Origin of the sequence: Saccharothrix syringae (genome assembly GCF_009498035.1) — a bacterium.
In the GTDB taxonomy this organism is placed as follows: Bacteria; Actinomycetota; Actinomycetes; order Mycobacteriales; family Pseudonocardiaceae; genus Actinosynnema; species Actinosynnema syringae.
The window spans coordinates 674964-700816 of sequence record NZ_CP034550.1 but is presented as its reverse complement, the minus strand read 5'-3'; the positions used below and the strand labels follow the sequence as shown (position 1 = coordinate 700816).

The following is a 25853-nucleotide window of genomic DNA, read 5'->3' as shown; positions in this document are numbered from 1 at the left end:
GTGCGGGGCGCGCCGACGGCCGTTCGCGGACGAGGTGGTGGGTCGGAACCGGGTACTGCCTGGTGGCGACGCGGAAAGGGGGGCCCGGCCGGCAAGCCGGGCCCCTCCCCGCGCGTGCGGTCGCCGCTAACCCACGCGCTCCCACAGAGCCGGCACCACCGGTGGTTCCCAGCCTGGTTGGGACGTGTGCCCCTGCAAGCACGTGTACCCGACGCCGTCGTACGTCACGAGGGAGCCGGCAGCGTACGCGACGCCTGGCTGCCAGGTGGTCTGGCCCGGGTTCGTGGTCGTCGAGGTCGGCGTGGTGGTGCTCGTCGGTGAGCCGCCCTCGACGATCAGCTGCAGGCCGTACACCTGGAGGATCTCGCCGACCGGCTGGAAGTAGGTCGTCCCGCCGGACGTGCAGTTCCCGGAACCCCCGGAGGTGACGCCCTGCGCCTGGTCACCGGACAGCCACGAACCGCCGGAGTCGCCGGGCTCGGCGCAGGCGTTCGTGCGGGTCAGGCCGGTGATGGTGCCTTCGGGGTAGGTCACCGAGGCGTTCTTCTGCTGGACCGTGCCGCAGCGCCAGCCCGTGGTGGAGCCGGAGCGGCAGATCGAGGCGCCCACCGGGGCCTCGGTGGCACCGCGCACCGACACCGTGCCGGGGTAGCGGTTGACCAGCGGCCGGCCGGTGTTGCCCGCGGCCGTGCGGACCCACGCGTAGTCGTTGCCGGGGAAGCTCGAACCGGCGAACGTGCCGCTGGGCTGGGTGGTCGTCGCGCCCGTGCGGCCGCAGTGGCCGGCGGTGACGAAGCCGCCCTCGACCGCGAACCCGACCGAGCAGCGCGAGCCGCTGCCGATGTAGTAAGCGTTGCCGCCGATCACGTCGATCAGCGGGCGCGGCCGCTCGGTCGTGGGCTCGACCCGGAACTCGGCGTCGGTCAGGCCGCCCGCCTCGGCGAAGGCGCGGCCGGCCGCGACGTCGCGGGCGAGCACGACGACCTCGTTGGTCGGGGTGTCGACGTACCAGCCGGGCACGGTGGCGGGCGCGTTGCGGGCGTTGCGGTCCAGCCCGGCCTTGAGCGCGTCGAGCTGGGCCAGGGTCCGCGCGACCCGCTTCGGCGTGGCGCCGGCGTCCCGGACCACCTGGATCTGGGCGTCGGTGGTGACGCCGACCACCAGCTCGGTGGCGTCGGCGTTGAGCCAGGCGCCCGCGAACCCGGGGCCCAGGCGCGCCTTGAGCGCGCCCTCGGTCCCGGCCGCGGCGGTCTCCCGGGCGATGCGGTCGCGCGCCTGGTCCGGGGTGATCCTGAAGTCGCGCGCCATGGCGGCGACCAGGCCGCCGTCCAGGTCCGGTCGCAGGGGTGGACCGGCGGTCGCGGTGGTGGTCAGGGCCGCTGCCACGCCGGCAGCGCCCAGGACCGCCGCGGCCATCGCGGCGACGGTGCGTCGAGTCATCCGCTGTCTCCTCGCAGGGGGTGGTGACACGGGATGCGGGGCCGTGCACCGACGCTAGCCGGCGGGGAGGGGGCGGGGGATGTACCAGTCGGGTCCTAACGCCGCGTTATGGTCTGGTCCAATTTCTTCACAGCAGGCTGAGCTGGGTGCCCTTGCGCGGCCGCCGCGGCCGGGCCGCCCCGACCTGCTCGAACGAGGTGAGCGCGGCCAGGAACGGCGACCTCGGCCGGGTGGTGGTGTGGCTGAGGAACAGGTGCCGCTGGGCCCGGGTCATGCCGACGAACAGCAGCCGGCGCTCCTCGTCGACGGCCTCCGGGTCGTCGTCGCCCGGCCACCGCATCGGCAGCAGGCCGTCCTCGCAGCCGACCACGAACACCACCGGGAACTCCAGGCCCTTGGAGGCGTGCAGGGTCAGCAGGGAGATGCGGTCGGCCCGCGGGTCCCAGGTGTCCACCTCGACGCCCAGCGCCAGGGTGGTGAGGAACCGCCCGACGTCCTCGCCGCACTCGGCGGCCAGCGGTTTCAGCAGCTCGTACGCGGTGTGGTCGGCACCGGCCGCGGCGCGCACGCGCTCCAGCACCGTCGCGCCCGGCGCGCGCGGCACCTCGTGCGCGACCCGCGCCACGCCGGGGCGGTCGGCCAGGCGGTCGTGCGAGCGCTTCTGGAACGGCAGGCCCGACCTCGTCAGCGCGTCCACCAGGGCCCGGGACTGCCGGTCGGTCCGGTAGAGCACGGCGAAGTCGGAGAAGCCCAGGCCCCGGGTGCCGTCGGAGGACACCCGGCCGCTGTCGAGGGCGTGGAACGAGGCGCCGCCCAGCACCTGCTCGATCGTGCGGGCCACGAACGCGGCCTCGGCCGCCTCCGACGCCGCGTGGTGCACGCCGACCGGCGCGTCGCCGTGGTCGACCACGGGCGTCAGCTCCCGGCCCGGCACCAGCGACGAGGGCGCGATGACCTCCAGCGCGCCCTCCACCACGGCCGCCGACGACCGGTAGTTGCGGGTCAGGTGCACGGTCCGGGCGGTCGGGAAGTCCTCGCGGAAGCGCAGGAAGAACCCGACGTCCGCGCCGCGGAACCGGTAGATCGCCTGGTCGGGGTCGCCGATGGCGGTCAGGTTCCCGTCCGGCGGCGCGAGCAGGCGCAGCAGCCGGTACTGCCGCTCGTCCACGTCCTGGTACTCGTCCACCGACACCCACCGCCACCGGTCCCGGTAGGCGGCCACCAGCTCGGGCGAGCCCTCCAGCAGCGCCAGGGGCAGCGCGACCAGGTCGTCGAAGTCGACCAGGTCCTGCGCCCGCAGCGCGGCCAGGTACCGCTCGTCGCGGGTCGCGACCAGCTCCCGCGCCTGCTTCTCGTCCGCCGCCTCGGTCAGCGCCACGGCCAGCTGCCGCTCCGGGTCGGCCACGCCGAAGGACGCCGACAGCCCCACGGCCCCGTGGTGCTCGCGCAGCACGAGCACGCCGAGCGAGTGGAACGTGGCGATGGTCAGGTCGGGCGCGTGGTCGGGGGCGAGCGCGGCCAGCCGCTCGGCCATCTCCTCCGCGGCCCGGCGGGTGAAGGTGATCGCCAGGCACTGCGAGGCAGGCACGCCGCGCCGGGTCACCAGGTCGGCGATCCGGTGGGTCAGCGTGCGGGTCTTGCCCGTGCCGGGCCCGGCGATGATCAGCAGCGGCCCGCCCTCGACGGCCGCGGCCGCCCGCTGCTCGGGGTCCAGGGCGTCGAGCAGCGACCCGCCGGCGGGCGCGGGTGCCGGCGCGGGTGCGGGTGCGGGTGCGGGCTCCGGCGCGGGCCGCGGTGCGTGCGGGACGGGGGCGGCGGGCGCGGCGGGTGCCGCGTCGAACAGGGCTAACGACGCCGAGCGCCGGGCCAGCTCACCGGGCTCGAAGACCCGGATCACGCCGTACTCGCCGTCGTAGCCCGAGTCCCGTACCACCTGGCCGCGCCGCAGCCGCGTGACGGCCTCGCCCAGCAGCGGCGAGTGCGCCGCGATGTCGTCGACCGGGACGTCCTGGAGGATCTCCAGCTCCGGCCCCAGCGCCGCGGTCAGCCTGTCGACCTGGGACAGCACCTTCTTGCTCTTGGGCCCCACGCCGAGGATCTCGCCCACGATCTCGGGCAGCGGCACCAGGCTGGTGAACCCGGCCGCGCCCGCGGGCCGCCCGCCGTCGTCGCGGTCGGCCAGCTCCTCCACCCGGCTGAGCACGCCGACGGTCAGCGGCTTGCCGCAGACGGGGCAGGTGCCGTGGTGCCGGAGGGTTTCCCTCGGCTCCATGCGCACGCCGCACTTGCGGTGCCCGTCGACGTGGTACTTGCCCTCCTCGGGGAAGAACTCGATCGACCCGGCGAACCCGTCGCCGGTCTCCAGCGCGCGCTTGACCGCGTGGTAGTCCAGGTCGGTGTCGAACACCGTGGCCTCGCGGCCCAGCGCGGGCGGCGAGTGCGCGTCGGAGTTGCTGACCAGGCGGTAGTTGTCCAAACTGGACACCCGCCAGTTCATCTCCGGGTCGGAGGAGAGACCGGTCTCCACGGCGAAGATGTGCTCGGCAAGGTCGGCGTAGCAGTCGGCCACGGCGTCGAACCCGGACTTCGACCCGAGCACCGCGAACCACGGCGTCCAGATGTGCGCGGGCACCAGGTAGCCGCCGCACTCCAGCGTCGTCTCCAGCAGGTCGCGCGAGTCCAGGCCGAGGATCGGCCGCCCGTCGGAGGCGATGTTGCCGATCCTGGCCATGCGCGCGTTGAACCGCGCCGCGGACTCCAGGTCCGGCATGTAGACCAGGTGGTGCACCTTGCGCGTCTGGCCGTCGCGCTTGTAGATCGTGGAGATCTCGACGGACAGGACGAACCGCACCGGCCGCGCCGCCAGCGACGGCGGCAGGGTGCGGTCGATGTCGCGGTCGAGGTCGTCGCGCAGCCGGTACACCCCGGGCCCGGCCTCCACCAGGGTCTCGGTCAGGTGGTCGTACCAGGCGGGGTGGGTGAAGTCGCCCGTGCCCACGAGCGAGATCCCCTTGCGCCGCGCCCACCAGGTGAGGTGTTCGAGGTCGCAGTCCCGGCTGCACGCCCGCGAGTACTTGGAGTGGATGTGGAGGTCGGCCACGAAACGCACCGAACCGATGGTAGTCGCGCCCACCGACAACGCCGGTCGGACGTCGTGAGCTGCGGTTCCACCGCGGGACGAGGATTCAGGCCGCCGGGTGCGCCCTGGCGGGCCCCGCGGGCCGGGCCGGTCGACGCCCTGAACGCGACCGGGGCGCACGTCCACCCGGACACGCCCACCGGTTGGGCACCCCGGTCAGGCGCGAGCCAGGACGTTGCGCCGCCCCCACTCGCCCAGCGGCTCCAGCGCCTTGTTGAGCTCCACCCCGCGCTCGGTCAGCGAGTACTCCACCCGCGGCGGGACCTCGTCGTGCGCCTCGCGGCGCACCAGGCCGTCGCGCTCCATCTCGCGCAGGTGCGAGGCGAGGACCTTCTCGGTCACCCCGGGCAGCAACCGGCGCAGCTGGCCGAACCGGCACCACGGGCGCCGGCCCAGGGCCCACAGGATCGACACCTTCCACTTGCCCCCGATCACCCCCATCGCCGCGTCGAGCCCGCACTCGTGCGCCCCCGGCCTGCTCATGCCGCCCCCTCCGACCTGCCGACTTCCCCCAGGGTAACCACGCACGACCAAGTGCGTACTTGATCGACCGGGCGCGCCGGCGCGAACCTCGGCGCATGACGAAGACCCCGTTGTCCCTCCTCGGCCTCGGCGCGATGGGCACCGCCCTGGCCCGCGCCTGGCTCGCCGCCGGCCACCCGCTGACCGCCTGGAACCGCACCCCCGGCAAGGCCGACGGCCTGGGTGCCGACGTCGCCGCGACGCCCGCGGACGCGGTGGCCGCCAACCGGCTCGTGGTGCTGTGCCTGCTGAACGACGCCTCGGTCGAGCAGACCCTCGCCGGCGTCGACCTCGCGGGCAAGGACCTGGTCGACCTGACCACCGGCACCCCGGCGCAGGCCCGGGCCAGGGCGGCGTGGGCGCGCGAGCGCGGCGCCCGCTTCCTCGACGGCGGCATCATGGCCGTCCCCCCGATGATCGGGCACCCGCGGTCCGGCGCCTACGTGTTCTACAGCGGCTCCGGCGCCCTGTTCGAGGACCACCGGCGGACCCTGGCCGTGCCGGCGGGGACCAACTACGTCGGCGAGGACCCGGGCTTCGCCGCCCTGCACGACGTGGCGCTGCTCAGCGCGATGTACGGGATGTTCGCCGGGATCACGCACGCGTTCGCCCTGATCCGGGACGAGGACATCGCGCCGACCGCGTTCGCGCCCCTGCTCGTCGACTGGCTCACCGCCATGGCACCACACGTCCACCGCACCGCCGAACACCTGGAGAGCGGCAACCACGCGGAAGGAGTGGTGTCCAACCTGGCCATGCAGGTGGCGAGCGCCCGCACCCTGACCGACACGGCCGCGGGCCAGGGCGTGAGCCCCGAACTGATCACGCCGTTCCTGTCCCTGATGGAGCGCCACGTCGCCGACGGCCACGGCGACGAGGACGGCGCCGGCCTGGTGGCCCGCCTGTAGCTAGGCCGTGGCCCGCCGCTGCTCCCACAGCAGCGACCCGGCGATCGCGACGACCAGGACGGCGGCGGAGCCGTGCACGGCCAGGGCGGTCGCCACCGTGCCCCCGTGGGTGACCACGGCGATCGCGTCGCCGACGGGGATGATCGCGTCGGCCAGCACGACCCAGCCGAGCGCGCGGCGCTGGCGGAGCAGCAGCAGGACCAGGACGACCAGCGCGTAGGCGAAGTCCCTGACGGCCTTGACCACGAAGTAGCCCGAGGACTCCCCCCGCGGCCACGGCGTGATGCCGAACCCGGACGCCGCGCCCTGGCCGTCGAGCAGGAAAGAAAGCCCGAAGTAGAGGCCGGCGAGGACCACCAGCAGGGCCAGCACCGTGTTGATCCGCTTGAGGGTCATGATCGCTCCCAGGTTTTTTCTAGCACTGCTAGCTTCCAGAGCGACACTAGAGAATCGTCGCTCGGATGTCTAGCAGTGCTAGATTCAGCTCGTGTCGATCCACGACCGCCGTGAGCGGGAACGCGCGCAACGCCACCAGCTGATCATCGGAGCGGCCCGCGACCTGGCCGAGGCCGAGGGGTGGGAGGCGGTCACCACCCGCCGCCTGGCCGAGCGCGTCGAGTACAGCCAGCCGGTGCTCTACAGCCACTTCAAGGGCAAGGACGCCATCGTGCGGGCGGTCGCCATCCAGGGCTTCGGCGAACTGGCCGGGGAACTGCGCGCCGCCCGCACCGCGCACCGCGAACCACGAGCCGCGCTGCGCGCCGTGGCCGACGCCTACCTGGCCTTCGCCACCGCGCACCCGGCCCTGTACGACGCCATGTTCGTGCAGCGCACCGACATCGCGTTCGGCAGCGACGAGACACCGCCCGAACTGCGCGCCGCGTACACCGAGTTCCTGACCGCCGTGGAACCCCTGACCCCCGACGACCCGGAAACCTCAACCGAACTGTTCTGGAGCACCCTCCACGGCCTGGCCACCCTCACCGCGGGCCACCGCCTGCGCCCGACCCACCACCGGGCCCGCCTGGACATCCTGATGCGCCGCTACGAAAAGCCCTGACCCAAAGATCCCGCGACGCGCGGGGAAGACGTGGTGGACGAGCGGCGAGCCCCGCCTCACAACACACGCGAAGCCCAGGGGCAAAGCCGGAAATCCGGGGGCCAAGCCGGGGGTCCGGAAGCGAAGCCGGGGGTCCGGGGGCGAAGCCCTCCGGGCGGGGTCTGGGGGGTTGCACCCCCGGGAAATGCGACGAGGCGAGATGGTTCGCGCTTCCCGCGAACACACCTCGCCCATCGACTCGTGGAGCTGAGGGGAATCGAACCCCTGACCTACTCGATGCGAACGAGTCGCGCTACCAACTGCGCTACAGCCCCGTGTTCAGTTGTCGTTCCGTTGTCGTGCGGGGGAAGCATATCAGGCCCAGGGGGGTGGTTCTGCCACCCCCCTCTACTCGCCCACCGCCCGCCGGTACGGCAGCGCCTCCGGCCCGTCCAGCTCGTCGAACACCGGGTCCTCGTCGTCGGCGTCCACCACGACCGTGCCGGGTCGGACCTCGTGGCGGAAGCGCGGCTGCGGCGCCAGCCCGGCCTCGCCCCGTTCCCGCACCTCGTCGGCGTCCTCGACGACGTCGTCCGCGCGCCGGGGCTCCGCGAGCGGCCGCCGCTCGCGCCGGTGGCGCGCCTGCGCGAAGCGCGCCTGCCGCCGGGCCCGGACGTCCTCCTCGATCTTCACCTGCCGGCGCAGGTACGCCAGGTAGGAGACGAGCGTCACGTCCAGGGCCGCGTGCGCCCACCACACCAGCGGCAGCAGGAGGCCGGCGACGAGGCCGGCCGCGAGGGCCAGCAGCAGGAGGGTGGCGACGACGCGGCGGCGGAACGCGTACTTGGCCTGGGCCGCGATGGCCGCGCTCTCCGGGTCGAACCCGCCCCGCCCGGCGCGGAAGGGCCGCGGCGCGTACTCCACCTCGTCGTACTCGTCGTAGTCGTCGAACGCGTCGTCGGGCATGGCGTCGTACTCCTCTTCCATGCTGCCGCGCGACGCATCGGCGCGCTTGCGCACGACCATGGGGACGAGGACGACCAACCAGGCCACGACCAGTCCCACGACGATCAGCGAACTCGGCATCCCCGTCACCTCCCCCTACCTCGCGGCGCGCTCGGTGCGCTCGCCACGCTAGTCACAACAGTCACACGTGTGTCGGAGGCTCGCCGTCCGGCATACGTACTAAAGTGTGGTGTATCACCCACTTTCGGGTGATCCGAATAAGCCGCGCAGCCCTGATGTCAGGCGTTTCGGACGTACCCCTGCGCCGCCAAACGGCGTACCAAGCCCTCCGGGGACGCCTCCTCCGCGGTCATCGCGAAGCACAGGTGGTCGCGCCAGTCGCCCGCCACGTCGAGGTAGCGCCGGAACAGGCCCTCCTCGCGGAAGCCGACCTTGGTCAGCACGCGCAGGCTGGCCGCGTTCTCCGGGCGCACGGTGGCCTCCAGCCGGTGCAGGCCGCCCTCGCCGAAGCAGTGGTCGACCACGAGCGCCAGCGCCGCCGTCGCCACGCCGCCGCGCGCCCGGTCGGCGGCCACCCAGTAGCCGACCCACGCCGACCGCAGCGAGCCGCGCACGATGTTGCCCACGGTGATCTGCCCGGCCAGGTCGCCGTCCACGGTGATCACGAACGGCATGGCCTGGCCGCGCCGGGCCGACGAGCGCAGCGCCGACCACTGGCCGGGCCAGGCCAGCGCCGCGTTGCGCTCGTGCCACCCGTCGACCGCGGTGGGCTCCCACTCCTCCAGGTGGGCCCGGTCGCGCAGGCGGATGCGCGACCAGACCGAGGCGTCGAACAGCTTCGGCGGGCGCAACGCCACCAGACCGGCGTCCACCCGCAGCGGTCCCAGGCGCGCGGGCCAGCCGGGGTGTCGCCCGCCCTCCCACGCCAGAGCCATCTATCCCCTTTGCGCCAGGAAGCTGACCAGGACCTCTTCGCCGACGGGCACGTCCGTCACGTCCTCGTCGACCACGATCAGGCAGTTCGCCTCGGCCAGCGAGGCCAGCAGGTGCGCACCCGACGTGCCCAGCGGCTGGACCAGGTACTCGCCGCTGTCCGCGTCGCGCAGCAACTGGCCGCGCAGGAAGCCGCGCCGCCCCTTCGTCGAGGTCAGCGGCGACAGCAGCCGCGCGCTGATCACCCGCCGGTAGGGGTTGCGCTTGCCCAGCGCGGCCCGGATCAGCGGCCGCACCAGCACCTCGAACACCACCAGCGCGCTCATCGGGTTCGCGGGCAGCAGGAACGTGGGCACGGCGTCCGGCCCGAGCCGCCCGAAGCCCTGCACCGAGCCGGGGTGCATGGCCACGCGCGTGCAGTCCAGGTCGCCGAGGTCGGCCAGCGCGGCGCGCACCTCGTCGCCGATGGCGCCCCCGACGCCACCCGCGACGACCACGATCTCCGACAGCAGCAGCCTGCCCTCGACGACCTCGCGCAGCCGGCGCGGGTCCGCGGACAGGATGCCGACCCGGCTGACCTCCGCGCCCGCGTCCCGCGCGGCGGCGGCCAGGGCGTAGGAGTTCACGTCGTAGACCTGCCCCTGGCCGGGGGTGCGGTCGACGTCCACCAGCTCCTCGCCGACGGAGATCACCGACACCCGCGGCCTGGGGTGGACCAGCACCTTGTTGCGCCCGACCGCGGCCAGCAGGCCGACCTGGGCGGCGCCGATGGACGCGCCGCGGCGGACGGCGACGTCACCGGTCTGCACGTCCTCGCCGGTGCGCCGCACGTACGCCGCGGACGGCACGGGGCGCTGCACGGTCACCTTCGCCGGGTGCCCGTCGGTGTAGCCCGCGGGCACCACGGCGTCGGCCAGCGTCGGCAGCGGGGCGCCGGTCGCGACCCGGACCGCCTGGCCGGGCTGCAACCGCCTGGGTTGGCGCGACCCCGCCGGGATCTCGCCGACCACCGGGAGCTCGACCGGTTCCTCGTTGGCGGCCTGCACGTCCACGCTGCGCACCGCGTAGCCGTCCACCGCCGCCTGGTCGAACCCCGGCAACGCCCGCTCGGCGACCACTTCCTCCGCGCACAGCAGGCCCTGCGCCTCGGAGATCGCCACCCGCACCGGGGCGGGCCGCACGGCGGCGGCCACGACCCTGGCGAGCTGCTCGTCCACTGACCTCATGTGTTGACCCTCGTTCAGGAGTTGTCGAGGCGTTCCCGCAACCACTCCCCCAGCTCGGCCCCGTAGTCCGGGTGCTCCAGTGCGAAGTCAACCGCAGCTTTGAGGAAACCCCCCGGATTGCCCAGGTCGTGTCGCCCACCCCGGTGGACGACGACGTGCACGGGGTGCCCCTCGTTGATCAGCAGGGCGATGGCGTCGGTGAGCTGGAGCTCGCCGCCCGCGCCCGGGGTGATGCGCTTGAGGGCGTCGAAGATCGCGCGGTCGAGGAGGTAGCGGCCGGCCGCGGCGAACGTGGAGGGCGCGTCCTCGGCCTTGGGCTTCTCCACCATGCCGACGACCTGCTTGACGTCGTCGTCGCCGGTCTCGCGCACGTCGAAGACGCCGTAGGCGGAGATCTGCTCCCTGGGGATGTCGAACGCGCACAGCACGGTGCCGCCGAACCGCTCCCGCACCGCGGCCATCCGGCCCAGCACGCCGGTGGGCAGCACCAGGTCGTCGGGCAGCAGGACGGCCACGGCCTCGTCCTCGCCGGTCAGGTTGCCCTCGGCGCAGCCGACCGCGTGGCCCAGGCCCAGGGCCTTGTCCTGGATGGCCGTCTCGACGGTCAGCAGGTTGGGCGCGCGGCGGACCTTGTCCAGCAGCTCGGTCTTGCCGCGGGCTTCGAGCGTCTGCTCCAGCTCCGGCTGCGGGCGGAAGTACTCCGCGACCGCGTCCTTGCCGGGGGAGGTCACGATCACCAGCTTCTTCGCCCCGGCCTCGGCGGCCTCGGTGGCGACCAGTTCGATGCCGGGCGTGTCGACCACCGGCAGCAGCTCCTTGGGCACCGCCTTGGTGGTGGGGAGGAAGCGCGTGCCCAGTCCCGCCGCGGGCACGATTGCTGTCTGGAAGGCGCTCATGACCCGCGAGCGTAACGGCGCGCTTAGGGTGACCTGCCATGACGTCCGGTGAACGTGATCGGAAGCTCACGCTGCGCGCACGGTTGCGAGCCCTTCGGCGCAACGAGCCGGTGCCGGACATGTCGGCCGAAGTGCTGCTCGCCGTTGCTGCTTTCGGCGTTTCCGCCGGTCAGACCGTGTGCGCGTACCTCGCTTCGCGGTTCGAGCCGGGGTCGTTGGCGATGGTGGAGGCGCTGCGGTCGCACGGGCTGCGGGTGCTGCTGCCGGTGGTGGCCGGGGCGGAGCTGGACTGGGCCGTCCACGACGGCTCGCTGCGGGCGGGCGCGTTCGGGCTGCGGGAGCCGGCGGGGCCGTTGCTGGGGGTCGGCGCGGTGGCCTCGGCGGCGCTGGTGCTGGTGCCCGCGCTGGCGGTCGACCACGCCGGCGTCCGCCTGGGCAAGGGCGGCGGGTACTACGACCGCGCGCTGAGGTTGTCCACAGGTCCGCTGGTGGGGGTTGTGCGGGACCCGGAGTTCGTGCCCTCGCTGCCGGAGGAGCCCCACGACGTCCGGGTGCACGCGGTGCTGACCCCGTCGCTGGGCCTGGTGCGGCTGCCGCTGTGACGTTGACCTGTGACGTTTGCGCGGCCTATGCCGGGTGACGCATCATTGGGGTTAGCACTCGCCACGCTGGAGTGCCAAACCGGACTCGTTGGAGGGCCACCCGTGCCGACCTACCAGTACGCCTGCACCGAGTGCGACCACCGGTTCGAAGCGGTGCAGTCCTTCTCCGACTCCGCGCTGACCGAGTGCCCGCAGTGCTCCGGCAGGCTCCGCAAGCTGTACGGCGCGGTGGGCGTCGTGTTCAAGGGCAGCGGTTTCTACCGGACGGACAGCCGCGCGGGCTCGTCGTCCGCGAAGAGCGAGTCGTCGTCCTCGTCCTCCACTTCCTCGAAGAGCGAGTCCTCGTCCAAGAGCGGTTCCTCCTCGTCCTCTTCCCCCTCGTCCTCGGCACCGGCCGCCGCCGCTTCCTGAGCCGCCTTTCGCCCACGGCCCCCGAGTTGTCCACAGCTCGGGGGTTCGCGCTGTTCCCGACCTCGACACCCGCCTAGCGTCGAGATCATGATCCTCCACCTCAGAAGGTCCCTCGCCCTGCTGCTGGCCCTGCTGGCCGCGGTGGTGGCGGTGCTGCCGGACGGCCCCGCGGCCCAGGTCCTGGTCGCCGCGCACGACCTGCCCCCGAACGCGCCCCTGACCGCGGCCGACGTCCGCGAGGTCGCCATGCCCCCGCCGCTGGTGCCGTCGGGCGCGGTGGCGCGGACCGACGCGCTGGGGCGCGCGCCGACCGGTGCCGTGCGGGCGGGCGAGCCGCTGACCGACGCGCGGTTGGCGCCGACCGACCCCGACGTGTCGTCGGTGGCGGTGCGGTTGGCCGACGCCGGGGTGGCGGGGCTGCTGCGCCCGGGCAGCCGGGTCGACGTGGTCGGGGCGGAGGCGCGGGTGCTGGCGGCGGACGTCCCGGTGGTCGCGGTGCGCGACGGGGAGGTCGTGGTGGTCTCGGTGGAGCACGCGGCGGCCCGGCGGATAGCCGGCGAGTCGCTGGCCGGGCCGGTCGCGATGACCCTGCGCTGAACGGTCCCGCGCTGAGTGACCTGCGCTGAGCAATCCTGCGCCGAGTGACCTGCGCTGAGCAATCCCGCGCCGAGTGACCTGCGCCGAGTGACCCGCGCCGAGTCCCGGGCCCCCGCCACCTCGGCACCCGACCACCCGCGTCGTCTCAACACCCGCGCAGCCCGGCACCTGTCCGAGCGGCGCCAACTCCCGGCCACCCCCACCCCCGTGCGCGTACCCGTGCGTCGGCGGGGAAATCCGGTAGTCGCTAACCTCCGCTCGCCCGACATGCCCTCCCCAGCACGACTACCCGGACAGGAGCTCGCTCGTGATCAAGGGCTTCAAGGACTTCCTCATGCGCGGGAACGTGATCGACCTGGCCGTGGCCGTGGTCATCGGTACCGCGTTCAACGACATCGTGAAGTCGTTCACGGAAAAGCTGATCAACCCGATCGTGGCGTCCTTCGGCGGCGCGAACGTCAACGGCCTGGCCGTCCAGCTCGGCGACAACGAGAAGACGGTGATGGACTTCGGCGCGGTCATCACCGCGACGATCAACTTCCTGATCGTCGCCGCGGTGGTCTACTTCATCTTCGTGCTGCCCATGAACACCATCAAGGAGCGCCGCAAGCGGGGCGAGGAGGCCGGCCCGCACGAGCCGACCGACGTCGAACTGCTCAAGGAGATCCGCGACCTGCTGGCCACCCAGCAGGGAGGCGCGCGCACCGCACCGGGCACCACCGCCGCCACGTCCGCGGACGTGGCGGTGAGGCGGCCCCCGCGCGAGAGCTGACCACCGGTTGCCGGCCGGTCGAGCACGGTCGGCCGGTCGAGCGACAGCCGGTCGCGACCAAGCAGCATCCGGCCGGTCGAGCAGCAGCCGGCCGGTGCCGGGTGGCGGGTGGCACCCGATCGAGTGATCACCGACCAGTGGCCGGGTGGCCCGGGTCACCGCACGCGGTGACCCGGCCCCCTGCTCAACCGTGGTGGGGCGGGCGGTTCTCCTCGTACCACTCGTCCCCCCGCGCCGCGGGGCGCGGTTCGTCCGACGACGCCTCCGGGAGCACGTCGCCGAACACCTCGGCCAGTCGACGACGCCGTGCCGCCTCCCGCGCGGCGGAAGCGGCAGCCTCCGAAGCCTTCACGGCCTCCGCTTCCCCCTCGCCGGCGGCACCGGCGCCGGCGGCACCAGCGGCGTCGTCCCCGGCCCCGGCTCCCGCCCCGGTCACGACTCGTCGAGACCCGACAGCTGCTCGATCACGTGCGGCACCAGCGCGGACAACGTCGCCATGCCGTCGCGCACGGCCGCCCGCGACCCCGCCAGGTTCACCACCAGGGTGCTGCCCGACACACCGACCACACCGCGCGAGATGCCCGCGTCCACCGCGCCCGCCGCCAGTCCCGAGGCGCGCAGGGCCTCGGCGATGCCGTTGATCGGGCGGTCGAGCACACCTTGCGTGGCGTCCGGTGTCACGTCGCGCGGCGACAGACCTGTACCCCCGACGGTGACCACCAGGTCGACGCCACCGATGACCGCGGTGTTCAGCGCGGCGCGGATGCCCGCGACCTCGCCCTCCACCGCAACGGTGCCGTCGACGATGAACCCTGCTTCTTCCAGCAGCTCGGTGACCAGCGGCCCCGTGCTGTCGTCGTGCTCACCGTGCGCAACCCGGTCGTCAACGATCACGACCAGGGCGCGTCCCAGGCGCTGCGCGCTGCGTTCCATGCAGATCACCGTATCCCGTTCCGGATCCGAGGGTTCCGTGACGTCGCGCTGCGGCCGCGCGCGACCGCCGGCCCCAGGTCCGACACCCGACCCGGCACCGGGACCGGCCCACCACATCGGACGCCGAGCAGTCCGCCCCGTGCCCGATGGCCCACCTCGCCCCGAGCCCCGACCGCCCACCCCGAGCCCCTGGCAGCCCCCCTCGCCCCAAGCTCCGGCAGCCCACCTCGCCCCGCCCCACCACCCCCTCCACCGGCATCAGCCAACCCGGCGCTGCTCCCCCGCGCTGAGCGGCAGCCGCACCTCGAAGCGGCACCCCGGCCCGTGGTTGTGCGCGGCGATCGTGCCCCGGTGCGCCTCCACCAGGCCGCGCGCGATCGCCAGGCCCAGCCCGCCCCCCACGGGCCGCCGGTGCGGCGCACCCCGGAACGCCACGTCGAACACCCTGGGCAGGTCGGCCTCGGGGATGCCGCCGCACGAGTCGTCCACGCGCAGCAGCGCCGACGAGCCGTCCACCTCGACCCGGACAGCCACCGTCCCGTCCGGCGGGGTGTGCCGGATGGCGTTGGACAGCAGGTTGCGCACCACCCGCGCCAGCTCCGGGTCGCTGCCCAGCACCACGGGCCACGTCGCCGCGTCCGCCTTGAGCACCACGCCCTTGCGCGACGCCACCGGCCCCTCCGCCGCCACCACCTCGCTCACCACGTCCGCCAGCGGCACGTCGGACAGCGTCAGCCGCAGCGCGCCCGCGGTGATCCGGGACAGCTCGAACAGGTCGTCCACCATCCGCGACAGCGCCGACGCCTCCGCCGAGATCCGTCCCGCGTAGTCCGCGACCTCGTCGCGCCGCGACACCACGCCGTCCGCCAGCGCCTCGGCCATCGCCCGGATGCCGGCCAGCGGCGTGCGCAGGTCGTGGCTGATCCACGCGACCAGCTCGCGCCGCGACGCCTCGGCGGCCCGCTCCCGGGCCCGCGCCTCCCGCTCCCACACGCTGCGGCGCGCCAGCGCACGCCCCAGCAGCACCGCCGTCGGCACCGTCACCACCGCCACCAGCAGGCACACCAGCAGGGTGGTGGTCAGGATCGGGGTGAACATGAACCCGCTGACCGCGAGCACGCCGCCGATGGTCGACACCACCGGCACGATCGCCAGCACGGTCAGCGCGGTGGCCATCGACCCGCTGGACAGCCTCCGCAGCAGCACCGCGCCCAACAGCGCCAGCGGCAACGAGAACAGCACCGCGAACGGCAGGACGTGCCCGATCTCCACCAGCATCACGCACCGCCCCCGTACCGGTAGCCGACGCCCCACACGGTCACGATGCGCTCCGGCCGGGCCGGGTCGGCCTCGACCTTCTCCCGCAACCGTCGCACGTGGACGGTCACGGTGGACTGGTCGCCGAACTCCCAGCCCCACACCCGCGACAGCAGCTCGGCGCGGTCGAACGCGACGCCCCGGTTGTTGACGAAGAACACCAGCAGGTCGAACTCGCGGGTGGTCAGCGCCAGCTCGCGCCCGTCCAGCCACGCCGACCGCGCGCCCACGTCGATCCGCAGCCCGCCGTCGACCAGCACCGACGACGAGCGCACCGGCACCACCCGCGACCGCCGCAGCACCGACGTCACGCGCAGCGCCAGCTCACGCGGGCTGAACGGCTTGGTGACGTAGTCGTCCGCACCGAGGCTCAACCCCGCGATGCGGTCCTCCTCCTCGCCACGCGCGGTGAGCATCACCACCGGCACCGCGCTGCGCGACCGCAGCCGCCGGCACACCTCCAGGCCGTCGATCCCGGGCAGCATCAGGTCCAGCACCACGAGGTCCGGCTCCCGCTCGGCGAACCTGCGCAACGCGCCCTCCCCGTCGCCGACCAGCTCGACCTCGTGCCCGGCCAACTCCAGGTACCGGCGCACGACGTCACGCACCGTCACGTCATCGTCGACGACGAGCACACGTCCGACTGCTTCTTCCACCAGTACCCCACCCGTTGGTCGACGAGCGCGGTCACCGACCGCACCCACGCTCATGGTCGCGGTCGGGCGGGCCCGAGCACCACCGGCCACGCGGTGGACGACAACCGGATACACCCCACCTCGGCCATGCGCGATCCCGACGGCCGGCCGGCGCGAACACCGCCACCACCGTAGGTCGCCCGCGCCGCCACCACGCCGCGCCGGCGGGATTCGTCAGCGGTCCGTAAGAACCGGGGCAGCCTTCATGATCCGGTAGACAGGGCAAGGGTTCCCGACCGTCCAACCTGGACTGCCGCAGCGGCGCAACGCAGGAGGCCGCACGCCGGCAGGTGAGGGGCGGCCTGCCGGTATGCGGCCTCGGTACCGGCTCGGGGCACGCGAGCCGGGGTCTTGGGTTGCGCCTGGTCCGGGGGGACCGGGGTGGTGCGTCCGGCTCGGGGCGGGAGCCGGGTCCTGCGAGCCGGGTCCTGCGAGCCGGGTCCTGCGAACCGGGTCCTGCGAACCGGGTCCTGCGAACCGGGTCCTGCGAACCGGGCGATCCGAGTGGTCCGCCCGGCCCGGAAACCCTGGCCGGTCCGAGCCAGCCCCGGAATCCCGGGCGAGCCGAGCCGGCCCAGGACTCCCGAGCCCTCGGAGCCGGCCCGGCCGTTCCCGGGCGGGAGCTAGCGGGGCTCCACCGTCTGGCTGCCGAGGGTCACCTGGACCGTCCGCCCGTCCCTGGTGGTGAGCTGCACCTTCTCCCCCGGAGCCCGGGACCGCACGGCGGCCACCAGGGCGTCGGAGCTCTCGATCGGCCGGTCCCCGAACTTGGTGATCACGTCGCCGTCCTTGATGCCGGCCGCCTCGGCGGCGCCGCCCGCGGTGACGTCGCCGACCTGCGCGCCGCCGTCGGGGGCGTCGGTCACCGACACGCCCAGCACGGTCTGGGTGGCCTTGCCGGTCTCGGACAGCTCCTTGGCGATGCGCCGGGCCTGGTCGACCGGGATGGCGAAGCCGATGCCGACCGAACCGGCCTGCGACTGGGTCGAGTTGGGGCTGTAGATGGCCGAGTTGATGCCGACCACCTGGCCCCGCATGTTCACCAGCGGGCCGCCGGAGTTGCCGGGGTTGATCGCGGCGTCGGTCTGGATGGCGTTGAGCACGGTCGTCTCGCTGCCCTGCTCACCGCCGGCGCGCACCGGGCGGTTCAGCGAGCTGACGATGCCCGAGGTCACCGTGCCGTTGAGGTCGAACGGCGACCCCACGGCCACCACCTGCTGGCCGATCCTCAGGTCCGCCGAGCTGCCCAGCTCCGCGGTCGGCAGGTCGGAGACGTCCTCGGCCTTGAGCACGGCCAGGTCGGACGTGGGGTCGCGGCCGACGATGCGGGCGTCGAACGAGCGGCCGTCCTGGAGCTGCACCTTGATCTGGCCGCCCCTCGCGGCGGACTCGACCACGTGGTTGTTGGTCAGGACCAGACCGTCGGAGCTGAGCACGAAGCCGGAGCCGGAGCCGTCGCGCAGCTGCACCTGGACCACGGTCGGCAGCACCTTCGCCGCCACCTGCTCGATGGAGCCGGCGGGCGCGGTGTCGGTCTGCTGGGCGGCCGGCTGCTGGTTGAGCGCGTTGACCACGGGCTCGGCGCGGTCGGCCGCCTCGTAGCCGAGGTAGCCGCCGACCCCGCCCGCGACGCCGCCGACGGCGAGCACGAGCGCGGCGACGCCCGCGACCACCTTCCCCCGCCCCCGGCGCGGCGGGGTGAGGACCCCGCCGCCGGGCGGTGCGTAGTAGGGGCCCGGTCCACCGGTCGGCTGACCGGGCCCGTGGGGCTGCGCCGCGTCCGAAGGGGTGGCGTACGGCGAGCCCAGGTCCACGCGGGTCGGCGAGACGCCGTGCGGACCGGTCTGCCCGGGGTGGAAGCCACCGTGCCAGGCATCCTGCCCCGCGCCCGGCACCCCGGCACCGCCCTGCGCGGCACCGAACGAGCCGGTCCCGGCCTGGTCGACGCCGCCCTGCGCGGCACCGACCTGACCGGTCGGCGTGGCGCCGGTGCCGCCCTGCACGGCACCGGCGCCCCCGCCGGAGGTCTGGCCCGGACCGCCCTGCCCGGTCCCGGCCACACCCGTGCCGGGGCGGGCGGCGTCGCCCTGCACGCCACCACCCGCCCCGGTCGTCATCGCACCGGCGCCGACCGCGCCCGTGCCCGCCCCACCGGCCGGAGCCGACGGGTCGAAGCCCTCCGGGTGGCCGACGCCCCCGCGCGCCGGCGACCCGGTCGTGGGCTCACCGGCACCCGCCGGCGACCCCGCGTCGGGCGCGGAGCCGGCCCCGCCCGACCCCGCGCCACCCGGCTCCCCCAAGCGGGAGCCGAAGCCTTCCGGGTGGCCGGTGCCGCCCTGCACGGCACCGGCCGACCCGGTGTCCGGCCGACCGGTCCCTGCCACCGGTCCGCCGACGTCCGGCTGCCCAGCACCCTGCTGCTGGTCACCGGCGTAATCACGACCTCGCTCGGCGCCACCACGGGCCCACGGGCTCGGCTGCTGGGAATCGCGCGGCTGCTCGCTCTCGGTCATGTCCACCACTCTGCGGTGCCCGCCTGAGAGGAGCCTTAAACGAAACTGGGCATCAGTTGTGAGTCGTCGCCCGCCCCCGATAAAGCGGACGAACTTCGCACCACAGCGGGCAAGCGCACGTCAGGGGACGTCCCGGTGATCACCTCCCCGATCGCGGCGCGCCCCGGCGGTGACGGGCTCACGCATCGTGACGACCACCTGCTGGGACCATGGGCGCATGCGTGAAGTGGAGCTGCCGCCCCCGACCCGGATGCGGGCCCGGTGGGCCGCCTTCGCCGCGGTGTGCGCGGCCCGCGGCTGGGACGCCAACTGCCACGCCGCCGGGTCGGTGTGGCACTACGACGACGGCGGCGGCAACTGGGCCGACCTGCACTTCACGGGCGGCGGGCGGGCCGTGCTGGTGGGGCACGACCACGAGTACTCCGAGACCTACCACAACCGGGCCGCCGAGTACTTCGGGGAACCGGAGACCGACCTGCTGGCCGGCGCGCCCGACTGGTGGGCGCCGCCGGTGCGGGCCGCCGAGGCGTCCGGGCAGTGGGTGGGCTTCGCCTACGGCTTCGCCGACGGGACGTGGCTGCGCGCCGACTACGACGTCGACGACGGCTTCGGCGCGCTCGACCCGCCGTTCGCCGACACCGGGCGCTGCCGCGACCTCATCGCCGACTTCACCGGGGACCACGCCGACCCCGCCGCGGTGGACGCCCTGATCGCCGCCGACGCCGACGTCACCGAGGAGCTGGTGGCCGCCGTCGTCGGGCCCGACCTGGACGCCGCCGCCGGCGCGGCCGCGGCGCGGCGCTTCCTAGCCGCGTAGCCGCTCGGCGATCTGCTCGGGCGTCGCGTCGTTGACCCACACGCCCATGCCGGACTCCGACCCGGCCAGGTACTTGAGCTTGTCCGCGGTCCGCAGCACCGAGAACACCTCCAGGTGCAGCCACGCCAGGTCGCGGCCGGTGCGCACGGGTGCCTGGTGCCACGCCGCGATGTAGGGCAGCGGCCGCCGGTAGAGGCCGTCGAGGCGGTGCAGCACGGTCAGGTAGAGCGCGGCGAAGTCGTCCCGCTCCTCCTCGGTCAGCGCGGGCAGGTCGGGCACCTGGCGGTGCGGCACGAGGTGCACCTCGACCGGCCAGCGCGCCGCGGCGGGCACGAACGCCGTCCAGTGCCCACCCGACGCGACGACCCGCGTGCCCGCGGCCCGCTCGGCCGCCAAGATGTCACCCATCAGCGGGCGGCCGTGTTCTTCCCGGTAAGCCGCCGCCACGGACAGCATCCGCTCGGTCTTGGGCGTCACGAACGGGTAGCCGTAGATCTGCCCGTGCGGGTGATGCAGCGTCACCCCGATCTCCTCGCCCCGGTTCTCGAACGGGAAGACCTGCTCCACCCCGGGCAGCGCGCCCAGCGCGGTCGTGCGCTCCGCCCACACGTCCACCACCGTGCGCACCCGCCACGCGGGCAGCTCGCCGAACGAGCTGTTGTGGTCGGAGGTGAAGCACACCACCTCGCACCGGCCGCGGCCGGGCGCCCGCGCCACCATCGGCATGCCCTCCACAGTGGACGGCAGGTCCGGCACGCCCTGGGCGAAGGACGGGAAGCGGTTCTCGAACACCGCCACGTCGTAGGACGGCTCGGGGATCTCGGTCGGCTTGTCCGGGGTGGACGGGCACAGCGGGCACAGGTCGGCGGGCGGCTTGTAGGTGCGGGTCTGCCGGTGCGCCGCCATCGCCACCCACTCGTCGGTGAGCGGGTCGCGCCGCACCTCCGACAGGGGCTGCGACGGCGGCAGGTCCCGGGTGTCCACCGCGTCGCGCGGTGGCGCGTCCGGGGTGTCGTCGTAGTAGATGATCTCCCGGCCGTCCGCGAGCTTGCCCGCCGTGCGCCTCACGCCAGTTCCTCTCCCCGCCCCGGCACGTGCGCCAGGACCAGTTCACCGACCTGCTCCCCCAGCACTACCCGGGCCTGCTCGGCCAAACCCTCGTCGGTCACCAGCACGTCCGCCTCGTCCAGCGCGGCGATGGTGGAGATGCCGACGGTGCCCCACTTGGTGTGGTCGGCGACCACCACCACGCGACCGGCCGCGTCGACCAGCGCGCGGTCGGTCTCGCTCTCGTTGAGGTTGGGGGTGGTGAAGCCGGAGCGCTCGGCCATGCCGTGCACGCCCAGGAACACCACGTCCAGGTGCAGCGACCGCAGCGCCTGCACGGCCACCGGCCCGACCAGCGCGTCCGACGGCGTGCGCACCCCGCCGGTGAGCACCACGGTCCGGTCGGTGCGCCCGCTCTGCTGGAGCACGTCGGCGACCCGGATCGAGTTGGTCACCACGGTCAGGTCGGGGATGTCGTCCAGGAACCGGGCCAGCGTCCACGTGGTGGTGCCCGCGGACAGCCCGATCGCGGTGCCGGGGCGGACCAGGCCCGCGGCGAACGCGGCGATGGCCTCCTTCTCCGGCAGCGAGCGCACCGACTTGGCCTCGAAGCCGGGCTCGTCGGTGCTGCGGCCGACCACGGACGTGGCACCGCCGTAGACCTTCTCCACCAGGCCGCGGGCGGCCAGCACGTCCAGGTCGCGGCGCACCGTCATGTCCGAGACGCCGAGCCGCACCACCAGGTCGCTCACCCGCACCGCGCCGGTCCGGCGGACTTCCTCCAGGATCACCGCTTGCCTCTGCCGCGCCAGCACGTCACACCTCTTCCCTGACCACGACCACGCCGCCGGCGGGCACGACCACGCGCCCGGGCACCCGCTCCCCGGACAGCAGCTCGACGCCCACCGCGGGCAGCTCCGCATCGCCGCCCCCGTGGTTCACCGCGACCAGCCACGATACGGGCGCGCCGGCCCGCGCACCCCGACGACGCACGACCTCGACGCCCGCGGTACCGCGCGGCACGCCCGCGTGGTCCAGCACGGCCTCGACCAACCGGTCCAGCCCGGCCCCGGTCAGGCCGCACGCCAGGTACCAGGCGGCGCCCTCGCCGACGTCGCGGCGGGTGACCGCGGGCACGCCCGGCAGCGGGCCGTCCACGTAGGAGGCCAGCACCTCCGCGTCGCCCGCGCGCAGGTGCTCGGTCCACACCCGCGCCGACGAGCCGTCGTCCAGCGCCACCTCCTGCCCGGCGGCCAGCGGGAAGAACTCCTCGGTCCGCACGCCCAGCAGGTCGCGGAACGCGCCGGGGTGGCCGCCGAGGTGCACGTGGCCGCGGGTGTCGGTGATCCCGGAGAGGTAGGTGACCAGCAGCCGGCCGCCGCCCTCGACGTAGTCCGCGTACGGGCCGGCGTCGTCGACCAGGTGCAGCGCGGGCAGCACGACCGCGCGGTAGGGCGCCAGGGGCGCGCCGGGCGGCAGGAAGTCGACCGCCACGCCGGCCCGCCACAGGGCGCGGTAGAGCGCGAGCGCGTGCTCGCGGTGGGAGAAGTCGACCGTGGGGTGGGCGGGCTGCCCGAGCACCCACCCGGACTCCCAGTCGTAGACCACCGCGACCGGCGCCGCCTCGACGGTCGAGCCGACCAGCTCGGCGATGCGCGCGTACTCGGCGCCGACCCGCTCGACCTCGGCGAACACGGCCGTGTCGGGACCCGCGTGCGGGACCATCGCCGAGTGGTAGCGCTCCGCGCCCGCCCGCGACTGCCGCCACTGGAAGAACAGCGTGCCGTCCGCGCCGCGGGCGAGGTGCTGGTACGAGTTGCGCCGCAGCTCGCCGGGCTGCTTGGCGAGGTTGCGCGGCTGCCAGTTCACCGCCGAGGTGGAGTGCTCCATCAGCAGCCACGGGCGGCCGCGCGCGAGCCCGCGCGCCAGGTCGGCGGAGAAGGCCAGCTCGACGTGCCGCTCCGGGTCGTCGGCGCGGGTGTAGTGGTCGTTGGCCACGAAGTCGACCTCGTCGGCCCACCGCCAGTAGTCCAGCGCGCCGAACGTCCAGGTCACCATGAAGTTGGTGGTCACCGGCACGCCGGGGGTGACCTCGCGCAGCACGTCCCGCTCGGCCTTGAACAGCTCCAGCAGGGCGTCGGAGGAGAACCGGTCGAAGTCGAGCAGCTGGCCGGGGTTGCCCAGGGCGGGGGTGGCGCGCGGCGGCAGGACCTGGTCCCACGCGGTGTAGTGCTGGCTCCAGAACGCGGTGCCCCACGCCTCGTTCAGCGCGTCCAGGTCGCCGTGGCGGGACCGCAGCCACGCGCGGAACGCCTCGGCGCACCGGTCGCAGTAGCAGCGGGGGACGTGGCAGCCGTACTCGTTGCCCACGTGCCAGGCGGCCAGGGCGGGGTGCTCCCGGTAGCGCCGCGCCAGCGCGCCGGCCAGCGCGACCGCCTTCTCCCGGTAGACGGCCGAGCTGGGGCAGTAGGACTGCCGGGAGCCGTGCGAGAGCCGCACGCCCTCCGCCGTCTCGGGCAGCACCTCCGGGTGGGCGGTGGTCAGCCACGGCGGCGGCGAGGCGGTCGCGGTGGCCAGGTCGACCCGGATGCCGCCCTCGTGCAACCGGTCCAGCACGCGGTCGAGCCAGCCGAACTCGTAGCGGCCCTCCGCCACCTCCAGCAGGGCCCACGAGAAGACGCCGACGCTCACCAGGTTCACCCCGGCCCGCCGCATCAGCGCGACGTCGTCCGCCCACACCGCCTCGGGCCACTGCTCGGGGTTGTAGTCGGCACCCCAGGCCGGGCCGCGCAGACCGGTGGGCCAAGTCGTCATGTCCGCAAGGGTGGTCGAGTGGTCCGCAAACGTCAACACAGTCCAACAAGAGCACTCGCCGGCGGCACCAGGACGCGTGCCCTGCGCCACAGCCTGGTCGTTGTTGTTGACTCTGTGTTCGGTTTACCGATGCGCGTCACCCGACGGTGAGCTGGTCGCGGGCATCGGCGGCAGGGGCGTCGGGCGCCCGGGCAGGCGCAGCGCGAACAGCGCGCCGCCCTCCGGCGCCCGGCCCACGTAGGCCATGCCGCCGTGGCGCTCCGCGACCTGCTTGACGATCGCCAGGCCCAGGCCGGAGCCGGGCAGCGTGCGCGCCTCCTGCGAGCGGTAGAAGCGCTCGAACACGTGCGGCAGGTCGGCCTCGGCGATGCCCGGACCGGAGTCCGCCACCTCGACCACCGCGCTGCCGTCGCCGAGCTGCCGCAGCGACAGCCGCACCTCGCCGCCCGGCGGGCTGAACTTCACCGCGTTGTCCAGCAGGTTCAGCACCGCGCGCTCCAGCGCGGACGAGTCGCCCAGCAGCGACCACGGCTGGACCTCGACGGCCAGCCGCACGTCCGACGCCCGCCGCCGGGCCCGGTCCACCGCGCGCTCGACCACCTCGACCAGGTCCACCGGCTCGTGCACGACCTGCGGCGCGTCCTCCCGGGCCAGCTCCACCAGGTCGCCGATGAGCGTGGTCAGCTCGTCGAGCTGGGCCCGCACGTCGGCGTGGATCTCGGCCTTGTCCTGGTCCGACAGGGTCGGCGCGTCGGGCCGCTCGGAGGCCAGCAGCAGCTCCAGGTTCGTGCGCATCGACGTCAGCGGGGTGCGCAGCTCGTGGCCCGCGTCGGCGACCAGCCTGCGCTGCCGCTCCTGCGACTCGGCCAGCGCGCCGAGCATCGCGTTGAACCGCTGCGACAGCAGCGCCAGCTCGTCGTCGCCGGACACCGGGATCGGCCGCAGGTCGCCGGTCAGCGCGACCCGCTCGGTGGCCTCGGTCAGCCGCTGCACCGGCCGCAGGCCCGTGCGCGCCACCGCGGTGCCCGCCGCCGCCGCGACCAGCACGCCCAGGCCGCTGATCACGAACAGCACCACGGACAGCTTGCCCAGGGTGGTGTTGAGCGGCTTGGTGGACTGGGCGATCAGCATCGCCTGCCCGTCGCCGTAGGGCAGGGCGAGCACCTGGAAGCCCGTGCGGGTGTCGGTCCAGAAGTTCTCCTGCACCGCCCCGCGCGCCACCTCCAGGTCCGCGGGCTGGGTCGGCGGCGGGCTGGTGCCCTTGGGGTAGTAGATCTGCCCGTCGGTGTCCAGCACGCCGATCCGGATGTCGCCCGCGGCCAGGAAGGCGCCGGGGATCTCGGTGACGTCGTTGTTGACCTTGGGCGCGGTCACCGCGGCCTGCGCGCGCTGCCGGAGGTTGTCCTCCAGCTGGTCGTGCAGGTTCCGGCTGACCGTCATGTAGGCGCCGAGCGAGACCACGGCCACGGCGCCCGCCACGCAGAACGCCGCCAGCAGGGTGACCCGGGCCCGCAGCGAGACGCGCTGGAGGCGCTCGTTGGCGGCGTCGCGCACCGACGCTGAGTCGATCACGGAGGGGTCTCCCGCAGCACGTAGCCGACGCCGCGCACGGTGTGCAGCAGCCGGGGCTCGCCACCGGCCTCGGTCTTGCGGCGCAGGTAGCCCACGTAGACCTCCAGGGCGTTGCCCGAGGTCGGGAAGTCGTAGCCCCAGACGTCCTCCAGGATGCGACCGCGGGTGAGCACCTGCTTGGGGTGCGCGAGGAACAGCTCCAGCAGCGCGAACTCGGTCCGGGTCAGGCTGATCGACCGGTCGCCGCGCCGCACGTCGCGCGTGCCGGGGTCCAGCTCCAGGTCGGCGAACCGCAGCACCGCGCCCGCCTGCCCGCCCTTGGCGTCCTCGGCGGCGGCCCGCCGCAGCAGCGCGCGCAGCCTGGCCAGCAGCTCCTCCAGCGCGAACGGCTTGGGCAGGTAGTCGTCGGCGCCCGCGTCGAGGCCGGACACCCGGTCGGACACCGCGTCCCGGGCGGTGAGCACCAGGATCGGCAGGTCGTCGCCGGTGCTGCGCAGCCGGCGGCACACCTCCAGGCCGTCCAGCCTGGGCATCATCACGTCCAGCACCATGGCGTCGGGGCGCTGGTTGACGACGGACTCCAGGGCCTGCTGGCCGTCGCCGGCCAGGTCGACCTGGTAGCCGTTGAACTGCAGTGAGCGCCGGAGCGACTCACGCACGGCCCGGTCGTCGTCGACAACGAGGATGCGCATGG

At 74.1% G+C, this 25853-nt stretch carries 25 protein-coding genes and 1 tRNA gene; 7 read left to right on the top strand and 19 right to left on the bottom strand.

Annotation, left to right across the window (positions count from 1 at the left end; translation table 11 throughout):
- Positions 1 to 126: 126 nt before the first annotated feature.
- From EKG83_RS03340 to EKG83_RS03330, 3 genes are all read right to left on the bottom strand, one after another.
- Complete coding sequence (locus EKG83_RS03340; protein ID WP_033429937.1) at positions 127 to 1440, bottom strand: alpha-lytic protease prodomain-containing protein; 1314 nt, start codon at positions 1438 to 1440, stop codon at positions 127 to 129.
- A gap of 127 nt (positions 1441 to 1567) precedes the next feature.
- On the bottom strand, positions 1568 to 4549 hold the full coding sequence (locus EKG83_RS03335; protein WP_033429993.1) for a UvrD-helicase domain-containing protein: 2982 nt from the start codon (positions 4547 to 4549) through the stop codon (positions 1568 to 1570).
- A 186-nt stretch (positions 4550 to 4735) separates the two neighbouring features.
- On the bottom strand, positions 4736 to 5062 hold the full coding sequence (locus EKG83_RS03330) for a winged helix-turn-helix transcriptional regulator (protein ID WP_033429936.1): 327 nt from the start codon (positions 5060 to 5062) through the stop codon (positions 4736 to 4738).
- Positions 5063 to 5157: 95 nt separating this feature from the next.
- Here EKG83_RS03330 and EKG83_RS03325 point away from each other — a divergent pair, with 95 nt between their 5' ends.
- Positions 5158 to 6009 carry an NAD(P)-dependent oxidoreductase gene (locus tag EKG83_RS03325; protein ID WP_033429935.1) on the top strand — a complete coding sequence of 284 codons (852 nt, stop codon included), beginning with the start codon at positions 5158 to 5160 and terminating at the stop codon, positions 6007 to 6009.
- Here EKG83_RS03325 and EKG83_RS03320 read toward each other — a convergent pair whose 3' ends face one another.
- Positions 6010 to 6405 (bottom strand): DUF4267 domain-containing protein, encoded by a 396-nt coding sequence (locus EKG83_RS03320; protein WP_033429934.1) that lies wholly within the window; start codon positions 6403 to 6405, stop codon positions 6010 to 6012.
- A 91-nt stretch (positions 6406 to 6496) separates the two neighbouring features.
- Here EKG83_RS03320 and EKG83_RS03315 point away from each other — a divergent pair, with 91 nt between their 5' ends.
- Positions 6497 to 7069 (top strand): TetR/AcrR family transcriptional regulator, encoded by a 573-nt coding sequence (locus EKG83_RS03315; protein ID WP_033429933.1) that lies wholly within the window; start codon positions 6497 to 6499, stop codon positions 7067 to 7069.
- Positions 7070 to 7310: 241 nt separating this feature from the next.
- Here the strand turns inward: EKG83_RS03315 and EKG83_RS03310 are convergent.
- From EKG83_RS03310 to EKG83_RS03290, 5 genes are all read right to left on the bottom strand, one after another.
- Positions 7311 to 7383, bottom strand: a tRNA-Ala gene (locus EKG83_RS03310).
- 73 nt (positions 7384 to 7456) lie between these two features.
- Positions 7457 to 8134: a divisome protein SepX/GlpR gene (gene sepX, locus EKG83_RS03305; protein WP_033429932.1), complete on the bottom strand. Its 678-nt coding sequence runs from the start codon at positions 8132 to 8134 to the stop codon at positions 7457 to 7459.
- 158 nt (positions 8135 to 8292) lie between these two features.
- The gene (locus EKG83_RS03300; RefSeq protein WP_033429931.1) at positions 8293 to 8949 is read right to left on the bottom strand and encodes a GNAT family N-acetyltransferase; all 657 of its coding nucleotides are present in this window, start codon (positions 8947 to 8949) and stop codon (positions 8293 to 8295) included.
- Complete coding sequence (gene glp, locus EKG83_RS03295; RefSeq protein WP_084716250.1) at positions 8950 to 10173, bottom strand: molybdotransferase-like divisome protein Glp; 1224 nt, start codon at positions 10171 to 10173, stop codon at positions 8950 to 8952.
- 14 nt (positions 10174 to 10187) lie between these two features.
- Positions 10188 to 11069, bottom strand: coding sequence for a UTP--glucose-1-phosphate uridylyltransferase (locus tag EKG83_RS03290; RefSeq protein WP_033429930.1), 882 nt, complete (start codon positions 11067 to 11069; stop codon positions 10188 to 10190).
- Positions 11070 to 11107: 38 nt separating this feature from the next.
- Here EKG83_RS03290 and EKG83_RS03285 point away from each other — a divergent pair, with 38 nt between their 5' ends.
- From EKG83_RS03285 to mscL, 4 genes are all read left to right on the top strand, one after another.
- Positions 11108 to 11671: a 5-formyltetrahydrofolate cyclo-ligase gene (locus EKG83_RS03285; protein ID WP_033429929.1), complete on the top strand. Its 564-nt coding sequence runs from the start codon at positions 11108 to 11110 to the stop codon at positions 11669 to 11671.
- A 102-nt stretch (positions 11672 to 11773) separates the two neighbouring features.
- The gene (locus EKG83_RS03280) at positions 11774 to 12082 is read left to right on the top strand and encodes an FmdB family zinc ribbon protein (protein WP_084716249.1); all 309 of its coding nucleotides are present in this window, start codon (positions 11774 to 11776) and stop codon (positions 12080 to 12082) included.
- 87 nt (positions 12083 to 12169) lie between these two features.
- Positions 12170 to 12679 (top strand): SAF domain-containing protein, encoded by a 510-nt coding sequence (locus EKG83_RS03275; RefSeq protein ID WP_051765305.1) that lies wholly within the window; start codon positions 12170 to 12172, stop codon positions 12677 to 12679.
- Between the two features lie 307 nt (positions 12680 to 12986).
- Positions 12987 to 13451: a large-conductance mechanosensitive channel protein MscL gene (mscL, locus tag EKG83_RS03270; RefSeq protein WP_051765303.1), complete on the top strand. Its 465-nt coding sequence runs from the start codon at positions 12987 to 12989 to the stop codon at positions 13449 to 13451.
- A 184-nt stretch (positions 13452 to 13635) separates the two neighbouring features.
- Here the strand turns inward: mscL and EKG83_RS03265 are convergent, their stop codons facing one another.
- The 5 genes from EKG83_RS03265 to EKG83_RS03245 all read right to left on the bottom strand — a co-directional run bounded on the left by EKG83_RS03265 (position 13636) and on the right by EKG83_RS03245 (position 18909).
- The gene (locus EKG83_RS03265; protein ID WP_033429928.1) at positions 13636 to 13887 is read right to left on the bottom strand and encodes a hypothetical protein; all 252 of its coding nucleotides are present in this window, start codon (positions 13885 to 13887) and stop codon (positions 13636 to 13638) included.
- Positions 13884 to 14384 (bottom strand): MogA/MoaB family molybdenum cofactor biosynthesis protein, encoded by a 501-nt coding sequence (locus EKG83_RS03260; RefSeq protein WP_033429927.1) that lies wholly within the window; start codon positions 14382 to 14384, stop codon positions 13884 to 13886. The genes EKG83_RS03265 and EKG83_RS03260 overlap by 4 nt, the downstream gene beginning before the upstream one ends.
- Before the next feature lie 258 nt (positions 14385 to 14642).
- A complete protein-coding gene (locus EKG83_RS03255; RefSeq protein ID WP_033429926.1) occupies positions 14643 to 15662 on the bottom strand; it encodes a sensor histidine kinase in 1020 nt (339 codons plus the stop codon).
- On the bottom strand, positions 15662 to 16357 hold the full coding sequence (locus EKG83_RS03250; RefSeq protein ID WP_033429925.1) for a response regulator transcription factor: 696 nt from the start codon (positions 16355 to 16357) through the stop codon (positions 15662 to 15664). The genes EKG83_RS03255 and EKG83_RS03250 overlap by 1 nt, the downstream gene beginning before the upstream one ends.
- Before the next feature lie 662 nt (positions 16358 to 17019).
- Positions 17020 to 18909, bottom strand: coding sequence for a S1C family serine protease (locus EKG83_RS03245; RefSeq protein ID WP_407690757.1), 1890 nt, complete (start codon positions 18907 to 18909; stop codon positions 17020 to 17022).
- Between the two features lie 217 nt (positions 18910 to 19126).
- Here EKG83_RS03245 and EKG83_RS03240 point away from each other — a divergent pair, with 217 nt between their 5' ends.
- Positions 19127 to 19726 carry a hypothetical protein gene (locus EKG83_RS03240; protein WP_033429924.1) on the top strand — a complete coding sequence of 200 codons (600 nt, stop codon included), beginning with the start codon at positions 19127 to 19129 and terminating at the stop codon, positions 19724 to 19726.
- Here the strand turns inward: EKG83_RS03240 and galT are convergent.
- The 5 genes from galT to EKG83_RS03215 form a co-directional block, all read right to left on the bottom strand.
- Entirely contained in the window at positions 19715 to 20794 is a 1080-nt protein-coding gene (gene galT, locus EKG83_RS03235) for a galactose-1-phosphate uridylyltransferase (protein ID WP_033429923.1), read from the bottom strand. The two genes, EKG83_RS03240 and galT, sit on opposite strands and share 12 nt — an antisense overlap.
- Complete coding sequence (locus tag EKG83_RS03230; RefSeq protein WP_033429922.1) at positions 20791 to 21588, bottom strand: DeoR/GlpR family DNA-binding transcription regulator; 798 nt, start codon at positions 21586 to 21588, stop codon at positions 20791 to 20793. The genes galT and EKG83_RS03230 overlap by 4 nt, the downstream gene beginning before the upstream one ends.
- A 1-nt stretch (position 21589) precedes the next feature.
- Positions 21590 to 23587 (bottom strand): beta-galactosidase, encoded by a 1998-nt coding sequence (locus tag EKG83_RS03225; protein ID WP_051765296.1) that lies wholly within the window; start codon positions 23585 to 23587, stop codon positions 21590 to 21592.
- A gap of 123 nt (positions 23588 to 23710) precedes the next feature.
- Complete coding sequence (locus EKG83_RS03220; RefSeq protein ID WP_051765294.1) at positions 23711 to 25159, bottom strand: sensor histidine kinase; 1449 nt, start codon at positions 25157 to 25159, stop codon at positions 23711 to 23713.
- Positions 25156 to 25851 (bottom strand): response regulator transcription factor, encoded by a 696-nt coding sequence (locus tag EKG83_RS03215; RefSeq protein ID WP_033429921.1) that lies wholly within the window; start codon positions 25849 to 25851, stop codon positions 25156 to 25158. The genes EKG83_RS03220 and EKG83_RS03215 overlap by 4 nt, the downstream gene beginning before the upstream one ends.
- Positions 25852 to 25853 lie beyond the last annotated feature (2 nt).